The organism is Nevskia sp., assembly GCF_023266035.1.
Taxonomy (GTDB): domain Bacteria; phylum Pseudomonadota; class Gammaproteobacteria; order Nevskiales; family Nevskiaceae; genus Nevskia.
The window spans coordinates 53,798-65,370 of sequence record NZ_JAHFRY010000005.1 but is presented as its reverse complement, the minus strand read 5'-3'; the positions used below and the strand labels follow the sequence as shown (position 1 = coordinate 65,370).

The 11,573-nt window shown below is 65.8% G+C and carries 14 protein-coding genes; 5 read left to right on the top strand and 9 right to left on the bottom strand.

The genetic code is table 11. The features are described 5' to 3' along the window. Positions 1 to 117: 117 nt before the first annotated feature. The 5 genes from Q0D45_RS01125 to Q0D45_RS01105 form a co-directional block, all read right to left on the bottom strand. Positions 118 to 243: a hypothetical protein gene (locus tag Q0D45_RS01125; RefSeq protein ID WP_293387418.1), complete on the bottom strand. Its 126-nt coding sequence runs from the start codon at positions 241 to 243 to the stop codon at positions 118 to 120. Between the two features lie 170 nt (positions 244 to 413). Next, complete coding sequence (locus Q0D45_RS01120) at positions 414 to 1,103, bottom strand: glutamine cyclotransferase (RefSeq protein WP_293387416.1); 690 nt, start codon at positions 1,101 to 1,103, stop codon at positions 414 to 416. Positions 1,104 to 1,152: 49 nt separating this feature from the next. Continuing rightward, positions 1,153 to 2,373, bottom strand: a complete 1,221-nt coding sequence (locus Q0D45_RS01115) for a helix-turn-helix domain-containing protein (protein ID WP_293387414.1) — start codon at positions 2,371 to 2,373, stop codon at positions 1,153 to 1,155. A 56-nt stretch (positions 2,374 to 2,429) separates the two neighbouring features. After that, positions 2,430 to 3,128, bottom strand: coding sequence for a hypothetical protein (locus Q0D45_RS01110; protein WP_293387412.1), 699 nt, complete (start codon positions 3,126 to 3,128; stop codon positions 2,430 to 2,432). Positions 3,129 to 3,222: 94 nt separating this feature from the next. After that, positions 3,223 to 3,954 (bottom strand): Sir2 family NAD-dependent protein deacetylase, encoded by a 732-nt coding sequence (locus Q0D45_RS01105; RefSeq protein ID WP_293387410.1) that lies wholly within the window; start codon positions 3,952 to 3,954, stop codon positions 3,223 to 3,225. 191 nt (positions 3,955 to 4,145) lie between these two features. Between Q0D45_RS01105 and Q0D45_RS01100 the strand changes: the two genes are divergently transcribed. Continuing rightward, a complete protein-coding gene (locus tag Q0D45_RS01100) occupies positions 4,146 to 4,721 on the top strand; it encodes a glycine zipper 2TM domain-containing protein (RefSeq protein WP_293387409.1) in 576 nt (191 codons plus the stop codon). A gap of 49 nt (positions 4,722 to 4,770) precedes the next feature. Here Q0D45_RS01100 and Q0D45_RS01095 read toward each other — a convergent pair whose 3' ends face one another. Together Q0D45_RS01095 and Q0D45_RS01090 are read right to left on the bottom strand one after the other, a co-directional pair. After that, complete coding sequence (locus Q0D45_RS01095; RefSeq protein WP_293387407.1) at positions 4,771 to 6,105, bottom strand: MATE family efflux transporter; 1,335 nt, start codon at positions 6,103 to 6,105, stop codon at positions 4,771 to 4,773. A 342-nt stretch (positions 6,106 to 6,447) separates the two neighbouring features. After that, positions 6,448 to 7,137: a hypothetical protein gene (locus Q0D45_RS01090; protein WP_293387405.1), complete on the bottom strand. Its 690-nt coding sequence runs from the start codon at positions 7,135 to 7,137 to the stop codon at positions 6,448 to 6,450. 40 nt (positions 7,138 to 7,177) lie between these two features. Here Q0D45_RS01090 and Q0D45_RS01085 point away from each other — a divergent pair, with 40 nt between their 5' ends. Then, a complete protein-coding gene (locus Q0D45_RS01085) occupies positions 7,178 to 7,459 on the top strand; it encodes an acylphosphatase (RefSeq protein WP_022976775.1) in 282 nt (93 codons plus the stop codon). A gap of 23 nt (positions 7,460 to 7,482) precedes the next feature. On the opposite strand, the gene Q0D45_RS01080 is transcribed toward Q0D45_RS01085, so the two are convergent. Both Q0D45_RS01080 and folE read right to left on the bottom strand, forming a co-directional pair. Beyond that, on the bottom strand, positions 7,483 to 8,469 hold the full coding sequence (locus Q0D45_RS01080; protein WP_293387403.1) for an acyl-ACP desaturase: 987 nt from the start codon (positions 8,467 to 8,469) through the stop codon (positions 7,483 to 7,485). 127 nt (positions 8,470 to 8,596) lie between these two features. Next, complete coding sequence (gene folE / locus Q0D45_RS01075) at positions 8,597 to 9,151, bottom strand: GTP cyclohydrolase I FolE (RefSeq protein WP_273453450.1); 555 nt, start codon at positions 9,149 to 9,151, stop codon at positions 8,597 to 8,599. A 147-nt stretch (positions 9,152 to 9,298) separates the two neighbouring features. Between folE and Q0D45_RS01070 the strand changes: the two genes are divergently transcribed. The 3 genes from Q0D45_RS01070 to Q0D45_RS01060 all read left to right on the top strand — a co-directional run bounded on the left by Q0D45_RS01070 (position 9,299) and on the right by Q0D45_RS01060 (position 11,555). After that, on the top strand, positions 9,299 to 10,099 hold the full coding sequence (locus Q0D45_RS01070; RefSeq protein WP_293387401.1) for a ParB/RepB/Spo0J family partition protein: 801 nt from the start codon (positions 9,299 to 9,301) through the stop codon (positions 10,097 to 10,099). Between the two features lie 170 nt (positions 10,100 to 10,269). Then, complete coding sequence (locus Q0D45_RS01065; protein WP_293387399.1) at positions 10,270 to 11,052, top strand: SprT family zinc-dependent metalloprotease; 783 nt, start codon at positions 10,270 to 10,272, stop codon at positions 11,050 to 11,052. Positions 11,053 to 11,153: 101 nt separating this feature from the next. After that, entirely contained in the window at positions 11,154 to 11,555 is a 402-nt protein-coding gene (locus Q0D45_RS01060) for a CBS domain-containing protein (RefSeq protein WP_293387397.1), read from the top strand. The last annotated feature ends 18 nt before the right edge of the window (positions 11,556 to 11,573 follow it).

The following is an 11,573-nucleotide window of genomic DNA, read 5'->3' as shown; positions in this document are numbered from 1 at the left end:
CGAAAGTGCCCGCAATACACCAGCCCTTGGCATGCGCGCGGCGATAACCCGCGCTGACCTCGCCGTTGGCTTTCTCGAGGACATCGACGAAGCGCGCCGGCGTCAGCTTCGATGGCGTCAGCCAGCCCCGACCCAGGCGAAGGCCAGCGCCATCGCTGCGACGATCGCCGCGATGGCGGCCAGTGCCGGCAGCGGATTGCGGCGCGGATTGCCGGCCTCGGGGGGAGTTGCGGGGTCTGGCATGGTCGGCTCTGGCGAATGGCTGTCTGGCTATCGTGCTTGCGCCATAGCAGCACGCAAGGTCCGACTACGCAATGGTCCTCTGCAGCGTGCACTGTGCTGGCCGCTGCCGATGGCCTCTGTTTGCTGCCGTACTCATCGAGAGGCGGCAGGCAGTCGCCGTCGCGTCTCGATCAGGACGACTTTCCTTTCGGACGCCGCACCGCACGCACCTTCCCGCTCGGCCCGCCACCGCAATAGAAAAGCTCGGCGCCGTCGGACTCCATGCCGCTGACGCCGATGCCCGGTGGCAGTTCCAGCCGTTCGAGTACAGCGCCGCTTTCCGGGTTGATGCGGCGGATGTCGCTGGCGTCGCCTTCCCAGGTGCCGTGCCAGAGCTCGCCGTCGACCCAGGTCACGCCGGTGACGAAGCGGTTGGATTCGATGGTGCGCAGCACCGCACCGGTCTCGGGATCGATCTGGTGAATCTTGCGTTCGCGGTATTGCCCGACCCACAGGCTGCCCTCGGCCCAGGCCATGCCCGAGTCGGCGCCGTGGCCGGGTGCCGGAATCGACGCGACGATGTCGCCGGTGGCGGGATCGATCTTGTCGATACGCGCTTCGGCGATCTGGTAGAGGTGAGTGCCGTCGAAGGCGGTGCCGGCATCGCCGCTGCGATCCAGCGTGCGCGCGATCTGGCCGCTCTCCGGATCGAACGCGAGCAGCTTCGATCCGGTGGCGGCCCAGACGCGCTCGCCGTCGTGGCTGACGCCGTGAATGGCGGTAGCGCCGGCAAACGGGCCGTACTCGCGGACGATCTCCGCTGCACGCACTCGTGCCGGTGCCGGGCTCTTGCCAATCCGTTCTGCGTTGCTCTGGTTCATGGTCGTTGCTCCTGGTTGATGCGCTGCTGAGCAGCGCGGCAAGGCCAATCTAGTCAAGCGCCAGCGCAGCAGGGAGTAACAAGTTCGTCGTGAATCCGGTCAACGGCGGTGACAGCCAGCGCTGCGATCGCGCGAGGCCGATCGAGCGCACGCGTCCTTCGGCCTCAAGCTCGACGAGGGCACGCTGCACCGTGCGCTGACTGTCGCCGAGGGCCAGCGCGAGTGCCGAGGTCGACCAGGCCATGCCATCGGCAAGCAAGGCTTGCAAGGAGGCCTGATCGCCTTCGATCGGTGGCAGCAGGACAACGACGGCGCGATCTTCCAGCGGCTTGAGCGCGAAGCCGCGCGCGCTGGCCTCGATGCGCGCCAGCGGCGTCGCGAGAGCGCGCAAGCGGCCGATCTCGACTCGCAGCCGCGCCCTGTGTGTTTCGTCGAGATGCCGGGTATTGAAAGCCCGTGTGATCAGCAGGTTGCGATCGACGTCACCGGGCCAGGCTTCTGCCAGCGCGCGTGCTACGGCGAGCAGCAGCGGCCGCCGTGCCAGCGGTAGCCAGACGCCCCCGGCGCGCAAACCACGGCGGCAGCCATCGATCACCAGCGCGCCCGAGGCGAGCAGTGCTTCCACTTCATCGAGCCGCAGCAACTGCTCCTGGCCGGCCTGGATGGATCGAGCGGCAGGACGATCGAGCGCTGCGCGCGCCTCGGTCACTTCAGCCAGCAGCGACGGCACCCGCGCACGCTCGGCAGCCTCCAGGGCGCGCGCAAACGCGGCGCGCGCCGGCCCCGTGTGCAACGAGCGCAGCGCCACTTCGGCAGCGGCCAGTTCGGCCACCGCCAGCAGCGACGGCGGAGCGCCTTGTGTATCGAGGCTGGCCAGCGCGGCGGCGGCCTCGTCGACACGACCCAGCAACAGCAGACGACGCACCGCGATCAGGCGCGCATGCAAGGCATTGGCGCGATCGGCGCGCGCCTCCAGCGTCACCGCGGCAGCGGCCAGCGAGCGCGGCGAACCGCGGAGATCGCGCATCGCCAAGGCCACCTCGGCTTCGGCGACGACGCAACGGGCGCGGGCTCGCTCTTCGTGCGTACCGAAGCCGCGCGCGGCGCGGCGCAGCAGATCGCGAGCGCGTGCATGTTCGCCGAGCTGGGCCATGGCGATGCCCCGCAGCGCAAGCGCCGGCGGGTCCTCGCGAAGGGCGACGCACTTCAGTGCGCCGAGCGGGTCGCCGGTGATCAGGGCGCGCGCTGCGGCAGCGATCAGGGAGTCCATGGCGACAGGCTACCTCGACTTTCGACGGCGGCAGCGGATGCAGGAAATCGAGCCGCTCACACGAGCAGCACGACCGCCCAGATGGCACAGAACCAGGCAAATCCGCCTGCTGTAACAGGGTGGATGCGCTTCTCGACAATCCAGTCATAGACGAACAGCGACAGGAAAAGACTGTTCCAGACCAACACAAAGAATATCCACCAGTAGAAATCGATCTGGCTTTCAGAGAGGCCGGTCAGCAAGGGCTCCAAGGGATCGAAGGCCCGCGACAAGACAGGCTCGAGCATGAACAGGGTTGCGATGTAGACGAAACGCCTGTGCCAGTCCCTGCGCTTGCGGTTGAGGTATCCAAGCAGCACCAGCAACGCATAGCTGGGCAGGAGCAGCCGGTTGGCTTTCAGATAGAACGCCATCGCGTCCCAGCCTTTCCAGACCACCACGAAGATATGGATCGTGCTGAGCGTCACGCCCACGGCGGCGATCAATCCGACGACGCCGAGCGTTCGATGCAGCCGGACATTGCCTGCACGCACCAAGTTGGCCTGTACGAACAGCATCAGCACCCAGGCGAGGCAGAACAGGCCATGGATGATGAACTTCGGATCGTGATTGCTCTTTTGCCCGACATTCCAGATGAGGTTGTCGGAGAAGCTCCAGAGCGACAACGCAAGGATGAATGCGCTGACCAACGAGAAGTAATATTTCCGCAGCCATCGGCTGGTCGGCGCGGCCGGCGCTAGTTGCCTCGATTGCATATCGCTCCTCGCCCCGGTCGGCGTTCAATGTGCTCCCTATTCTGGAGTCTGCACTGGAGTACCGAAATGAAGCCCAAGCTCATCGCAAGCGCGCTCAGCCGCCGATCGGAAACGCTTCCGGCAGCGCCTTCGATGCGGGCAGCCGGATGTGCTCGCCATAGAGCGCCGACGCTTCGTTGTCCTCCGGATTGATCTCGACCATCCGCGCACCGCGCCGGCGCGCGCGTTCGGCGAAGCCCGCCGCCGGCCAGACGGCACCCGAGGTGCCGATGCCGACGAACAGTTCGGCATCGTCGACCAGCATCGCGGCGTGCTCGAACACCGCTTCGTTCACGGCATCCTCGAACCAGGTGATGTCCGGCCGCAGCCACGGCGCGCGATCCGGCACGCAGTCAGGGCAACGGCGATGCGCGAACGCACCCGCGGCCAGATCCTCGCGCATGCCATGCACCGGGCAGCGCAGCCGCCACAGGCTGCCGTGCAGTTCGGCGGCGACGGCAACACCGGCGCGTTGCAGCAGGCCGTCGATATTCTGGGTGATGACATGGACGCCCGGATGCCCGGCCTGCATCGCGCGGATGTGGGCATGGCCGGCGTGCGGTGCACAGTTCAACGCCTTGGCGCGGCGCAGTTCGTGGAAGTCCAGCACCTGGACCGGGTCGCGGTCGAAGGCGCGCTGGCAGGCGTAGTCCTGATAGTTGTATTCGCGCCAGATGCCGCCGGCACCGCGATAAGTCGGCACGCCGGATTCCGCCGACAGGCCGGCGCCGGTGAACAGCACGATGTTGCGGAAATCTCGCCAGTGGCTGAGCGCGGCGGCGGGCATCGGAGTCTGTGAGGGTGTCGTGGATAAGCGGAGTTCGACTGGATTCCGGGCAGAAGCTTGCGCTACACCGGGGTCCAGCCACCGAACCATCTGTGTCGCAGCCGGTCCGAGTGGGTGATCGACAGGTCAGTTCTCGTTCAGCTTGCGATGCTAACCTGCGGAAACATTGCAACCTGTTGAGGGAGACCCCGATGTACAAGAAATCATTGCTGGTGTTGGCGCTTGCCATCCTGACCGCTTGCGGCCCTGCTCCGCAGCCGCCGGCCGATCCCGCTGCTGCGCCGACTGAAGCGGCCGCTACCACGCCGCCGTCCGCCGCTCCGGCCAAGATCGAAGACGAGCCCGCGCCGGCTCCGAAGCCTAAGCCCAAGCCGCGTCCGGCTCCGTCGCCGGTCGCCGAAGCGCCAGCTCCGGCTCCGGCTCCGGCTCCGGTTTGCGGTGATTGCGGCGTGATCTCATCGGTTGCCGATGAGCGCGTCAGAGGCGAAGCCTCAGCGCTCGGCACCCTCGGCGGCGCTGCTGCCGGTGGTGTGGCTGGTTCCCAGTTCGGCAAGAAGTCCGGCAAGATTCTGGCGACCATCGGCGGTGCGGTGATCGGCGGTTTTGCTGGCCGTGAAGTGGAGAAGTCAGCCAGAGCCGAATGGGTTCACCACGTCACGGTGTCGATGGATGCTGGCGGCACGCGCACTGTGACGTTGCCTCGCATGAACGGCCTGGCCGTGGGCTCGAAGGTTCGCGTGGTCGGCAACGATCTGGTTCCGAACTAAGCGGCAGCCGCGGTAAACAGGGTCTGAGCCGTCCCGGCAACGGGGCGGCTCAGACCCTTATTTTTGCCCAGCGCTTCTGCTTCCAGAGCCAAGCGAAGATGCCGGTCTGGAAGGCGCGGTAGCCGGTCATCAGGATCCAGATTCCCGACAGACTGCTGCCGAGCAGGCTCACGGCGGCATAGGCGCCGGGCAGGAAGAAGCCCCATTGCAGGCCGACGGCGACCAGCGCTACTACGCCGCTGGCGCCGACGCCAAGCAGGGCATTCATCAGAATGAAGCCGAGGCCGTCGAGGGTGACGGCGAGGCCGATCAGGCGCAGTGGCAGCCGGCCGGTGTCGACCAGGACATCGGCGGTAGCCGGATCACTGAAGAACAGGCGCAGCACGGCGTCGGTCGCGAACAGCATCGGCACCGCAAGTGCCGCGAACACCCACCAGGTGGCGCGGAACACGTCCCAAGCCCAGGCATAGGCGTCATCGATATCGCCACGGCCCAAGGCGGAGCCGGTCAACGCGGCAGCCGCGAGCCCGAAAGCGATACCCGGCAACACGGCTGCCAGGGTGATGTTGATCAGCACATTGGTAACCGCCAATTCCGCCGTGCCGATCTGGCCGATGATCCACAGCAGCACGGAAAAGCCGCCGGCGAACAGCAGGTTCTGCACGCAGGACGGCAGGCCGATGCGCAGCAGATCACCGAGTTGCGTCATCGACGGCAGGCGGCGCATGAAGCCGGACGGCCGCGCTTCGCGCCAGGCCAGCCACAGATAGGCGCCAGCACCGGCGAACGTGCTGATCAGGTTCGCCAGCCCGGCGCCGCGGGTGCCCATTTCCGGCAGGCCGAACTTGCCGAAGATCAGCAGCCAATCGAGCAGGATGTTCAGCGCACTCATGCCGCCGAGCACGTAGAGATAAAGCCGCGCGCGGCGGATCGCACTCCAGTAGCCGCGGAACGAGAAGTTGATGCCGACAGCGACGATCGCCGCCAGCCGGAACTGCAGATAGACCGTACCTTCGGCGCCGACCGCCGGATCGGCGTAGAGCGTCGAGAACAGCCAAGGCGCAGCCGCAATCAGCACCAGCGACAACGGCAGGCCGATGGCGATCGACAGCAGCAGCCCGCCGTTCAGCGACAGCGCGGTTTCATCGAGCCGGCCTTCGCCGTAGCGCCGCGCGGCCATCGCCTGCACGGCAGACGACAGGCCGGTGATCGCCGAGAACGCGGTGAAATGCAGGAAGCTGGCGGCGCCGACGCCGGCCAGTGCATTGGCGCCCAGATGGCCGACCATCGCCAGATCGACCAAGTTCAGCAGCACCTGGGACAGCATCGCGCCGAGGATCGGCAACGCCAGCGACCACACTTCACGGAAACGCTGGACAGGCACGGGCGTGATTCGATCCTTCGGATGGAGTGGGGAAAAGCCGCCGCGCTATTCGGACATCTTGGGCAGACCCGAGCGGCAACGATGGTACGCGAGCAGCGTGACAAGCCGGCATCGCCATGAACACCCTGCCTACCGGGCTTTGCTGCATGTTGCACTGCGGGTCTAGGCGGCCGTAAAAAATGAGGCTAGTCTCCGCTCCATCGAGCCTACTGTTTCTGCAGAAAGTTCGAGGTTCCCGGCCACCGCAGCTCGCCGGATCATTTTTGGGGGGAGGGTTTGAGGCGGGGACCGAAAGGTTCCCGCTTTTTTGTTGGCCGCGATCCGGTCAGCTTGCTGTGGCGATCAGCGCCGCTTTTCCTCGGCCACATTGACCACTGCGGCCACCAGCTGGAACGGCTGATCGCCGAGCAGGGCGCTGAGCGCTTTCGGCAGATGGCGCTTGTCGACCTGGATCAGCGAAACCTGGGCAAAGCCCGGCGTCAGGCCGCCGGTGGAGCCGGCCCAGGTCTGGGCCAGCGGACCATCGCCGACCACCGTAGTGTCGATACCGAGTGCTTTCAGCTGCTCGCTTTCCGGCAGCAGCGCGCGGGCACCGTCGACGAGATCGGCGGTCGAGGCGCGTAGGTCGATCCAGGTGTTGACGTCATGACGAATCAGCGGCGCGGCAACGCGGCGGATCGCCGGCACCTTGAGCGTCATCCGCAGCAGACGGCCGACGCCGGCGGCCGGCAGGCTTTGGGTCTCCGGACCAGCGATCGCATCACGGGCCTTGCCGGGAGATGGCAGCGGCGTCAGCGCGCTGGCCAGATGCGCCTGCAGATGCGCGCGCAGCCGGAAGCGACCGCCATCGCCGAGTTCTTCACTGAGCATTTCCAGCTTCAGGCGCAGCAGCGGCGCATCGGCGGTGAGTCCCGGCAGTTCGGCGGACAAGGAAAACGATTCGCGGCCAGCCAGATCCATCGCCCGGCCGGCGATGGCCTCGAAGCCTTGCCCCAGTCTTCGGCGCAAGCGATCTATGATGGCCAAGGCCATGATTTACTCCCTCTGGCGCTCACTGAAACGAATTGCCGACATGCAGGAATCTTACCGCTTCGTCGTCACCGGCCGGGTCCAGGGTGTCGGCTTCCGGGTCGCGACCCGGCGCAAGGCGCAGGCGCTGGGCCTGCTTGGCTGGGTGCGCAACTGCCCGGACGGTTCGGTGGAAGGGCTGGTTGCCGGCGCCAGTTTCGACGCGGTGATGAGCCTGCGCGACTGGTTGCGCCGCGGACCGCCAACGGCCCAGGTCGAGACGCTGGAATGGCGCGCCGTCGATGCGCCGGTGGCGGACGATGCCGGCTTCGTTGTCCGGCGCTGAAGCCAGCGCCGGACGACCGCAGACTAAATCGTGATCACGCGGTTGTAGATGAAATCGAAGCTGAAGTCCCGGCTGCCGACAGCCTTGCCGTCCAGGTAATCGGCCATCCGCGCCAGGCGGGCGGGAATCTTCATCAGCTTGTCCTGGTACTCGCAGCCGCTGGCCGAAAGACCGGTCATCGCGCCGATCTGCCAGTGCTCGAGCAGTTCCTCGACGATCGCCTGATAGTTGCGCGGGCCGTAGATCTCGGCGCGGCGCACGACATCGGACATGTGGTCGTAGCCCGGCATGTTGTGGCCGGGCATCGCCAGCGCCGGCATCACCTTCAGCAGCGAGTACAGCGCGTTGTTCGGATCGCGCTCCAGAATGCCGCCGAAGCAGGCGCGGTAGAACGCGTAATGGCGCGATTCATCGCCGGCGATGTGGGCGAGGATGCGCTGGATGCGTGGCTCGTACTTGCCGCAGGTGCGGCCGGTATTGGCGTGGGCAACCTGGGTCGCCTTCTCCTGCATCGAGGTATAGGCCAGCAGGCGATACGGGTCCTGCTGCCAGTCCGGATTGAAGCCGGCTTCGATGTAGTGGTACTGCATCTTCTCCAGCGCGCCCATGTTGAAGATGCGGGCATCGCGGCAGTAGTCGCGCATCGCGCAGCCGTGGCGGTCTTCCTCGGCCGTCCACATGTTGTTCCAGGTGCTCCACGGCGATTCGTTGCCGAGATGCGTGGCGATCAGGCGATGAAAGTGCGGCAGACCTTCTTCGGTCAGCAGGTTCAGGGCCAGCGCGACGCGGATGGTGTCCGGCAGGCCGCGCGCGGCTTCGCGCACTTCGGCGAGATCGGCGTCGGCGGCTTCGATGTCATGGGCGTCCGCCGACAGCAGTTCGTTCGGGAACCACAGCTTGCGGCGTTCAAGATGCTCGGCGGTCTGCCGCTCGACAAAGGCTTGGAGATCGACCATGACGGCGATCTGGTCCGGCGTGCCGAACGTGTGACGAGGCGCTGCGCTGCCCATGGTTTCTGACTCCGGTATACAGGACGCGGCAATCGATGTGATGACTGCGCCGGTTGGAACTGCGGCGATTATACGAACGTGACGCCGGCCCGTAGCAATCGATACGGTGCCCGGCCCCCGATCGGATTCAGCCGCGGATCAGGGTCAGGAACTCCTGGCGGGTGCGCGGATCGTCCCGAAAGCGGCCGAGCATCATCGATGTGGTCATCGACGAGTTCTGCTTTTCGACGCCACGCATCATCGCGCACAGATGTTTCGCTTCCACGACAACAGCCACGCCCTTGGCGTCGGTCACTTCCTGCACGCAGTTGCCGATCTGCTGGGTCAGCTTCTCCTGAATCTGCAGGCGGCGCGCGAACATGTCGACGATGCGCGGAATCTTGGACAGACCGATGACCTTACCGTTCGGCAGATAGGCAATATGAGCCCGCCCGAGGAAGGGCAGCAGATGGTGTTCGCACATCGAATACAGCTCGATGTCGCGCACGATCACCATCTCGTTGTTCGAGGTGGTGAACACCGCATCGTTGACCAGTTCTTTCAGATCCTGCTTGTAGCCCTGGGTCAGGAATTCCATCGCTTTTGCGGCGCGCTGCGGCGTGCGCAGCAGACCTTCGCGATTCGGGTCCTCGCCAACGGCTTCGATGATCGCCTTGTAGTGCTCTTCCACGGACGTTCCTATTGAATGGCAAATAATTCGGGGATAGGTCCGGCGCGCAGATTGCAGCGACTCAAGGACCGATGTTCGGATGGCGACCCGCGCCGACCGCATGGCCGCGCACTTTGATGGTTCAATATCGGGATTATCCCACAGGGATCAAGCTACCCCTTGACCGTTCCGGGCGAAACCATCCGCCGCATTCCGCTGGACCTGATCCGTCCGGGCACCACCCAGGCCCGGCGCCGCTTTGCGGCCGATGCGCTGCGCGAGCTGGCCGAGTCGATCCGCGAGTCCGGCATCATCCAGCCGCTGGTGCTGCGCTCGCTCGGCCACGGCCCGCGCCGTGAGTACGAGCTGCTGGCCGGCGAACGCCGCTGGCGCGCCGCGCAGCTGGCCGGCCTGCACGAAGTACCGGCGCTGATCCGCGACGATCTCGACGAAGCCGAAGCCCGCGTGCTCGGACTGATCGAAAACCTGCAGCGCGAATCGCTGTCGCCGATGGAAACCGCCGATGGCCTGCGCAAGCTCGGCGAGGCGCACACGCTGACTCACGAAGCGATCGGCACCCGCATCGGCAAGTCACGCGCTTACGTCACCAACTTCCTGCGTCTGCTGGCGCTGGCGCCGGCGGTGCAGACGATGCTCGATGAAGGCTCCCTGAGCCTCGGTCACGCGAAGGTGCTGGCCGGGCTGCAGACGCACTCGCAACTGCGCTGGGCCGAAGCCTGCGTGCGCGAGCGGCTCAGCGTGCGGGCGCTCGAACGACGGCTGGCCACCGGTGCGCGCGTGGTCGCCGCATCCGCCAAGCCGGACGACTGGCAGAAGCTTGCCGACAAGCTGTCCGATCATCTTGGCTACACCGCCGCGTTCAAGCCGGGCAGCGCCGGCAGCGGCGAGCTGCGCGTGAAGTTTCATGACCTCGACGAACTCGATGGTCTGCTCGCCCGCATCGGCTATCGCGAAGGCTGAAGCGGCTGCGCTGCACCGTTGGTAGCGTCCGTTGGCACGTTTGCCGCGTAGCGCGAATACAATTCTCCAACTGTTGCAGCCTTGCGCCTCATGATCGCTTCCCTCTCGATGAACCCCGCAGTGACCCGTGAAGCTTCGGCTCACGCTGGCTGCGTGGCCCGGTAGTCCTGATGGCCGATCTGCTCGGACCTTTTGCGCCGCTGCAGCTGACTGAACGAGTCAGCGCTCGCGCCCGCAACATCCGCATCGAAGTCCGGCCCGACGGCAACGTGCTGCTGGTGATTCCCAAGCGTGTGCCGCGCAGCACTGCGCACGCCTTTCTGAAGAGTCGCGAGGAATGGATTCGTCGCAAGCTCGTCGAACTGAAATCGCGCGCTGCGCGCCTGCCAACACACACGCCGCTGCGCTGGGATGGCAGCGACACCATTCCGGTACGCGGCGAGCAACTGCCGTTGCGTATCGTGCTGTCGCGCCTCGCGCGGCCGATGCTCCGCTTCGATCATGAAGTCAGCCTGTTCTGCTCGCCCGCCGATAGCGTCGACACCGAACTGCTGGCCCAGACGCTGCGCGCAACGCTCAGCAAGCTAGCCCGCAGCGATGCCCGCAGCCTGCTCGAAAGCGAATCGCAGCGCCTTGGCGTCAGCTTCATCGGCCCACGCATCGCCGATCAGAAATCGCTGTGGGGCAGTTGCACGCCGGATGGGCTGATCAGCCTCAACTGGCGGCTGGTGATGGCGCCACGCGAGGCGCTGCGCTACGTGGTGATCCACGAGCTTTGCCATCGTCGCCATCTCGATCACTCGCCGCGCTTCTGGCGGCTGGTCGAAAAGCAGATGGACGATCACGTGCACTGGCGCGGCTGGCTGCGCGAGCATGGCGCCGCTCTGCATGCGGTGCTGCCGAAAGCCGGCATCGAACCGCCGCCGTCCGGATTGTTCGACGGCGCGCTATGACGGGAAAAACGGGCGAGCCCCTACGTCGAATCTAATGATTCCGGTTGTTTCCGCTGCACCCCCGCGCTACTGTCGCTGCAGGTGCAGGGGAGAAAACTAGAATGGCAACGCTTGATTCGGTCAAGGTCCGCGATTACATGACGACGAAGCTCGTCACCTTCCGGCCGGACATGGAAGTGATGCACGCCGTACACACGCTGGTCGAGAAAGGCATCTCCGGTGCGCCGGTGGTCGATGCCAAGGGCAACCTGGTCGGCATCCTGTCGCAACGCGACTGCCTCGAAGTGGCGCTGACCGCCGCGCAGGACACCTGCATCGCCGGGCCGGTGGCCCAATACATGAGCGAGAAACCGGTGACCGTCGATCCGGAAACCAATCTCACGCAACTGGCGACGATGTTCACCACCGCGCCATTCCGCCGCTATCCGGTGATCGAGAACGGCCAGCTGGTCGGCCAGATTTCACGCTCCGATGTACTGAGGGCGATCAGCCACATGTGCTGATCGCCCCCGAGTAAGGCC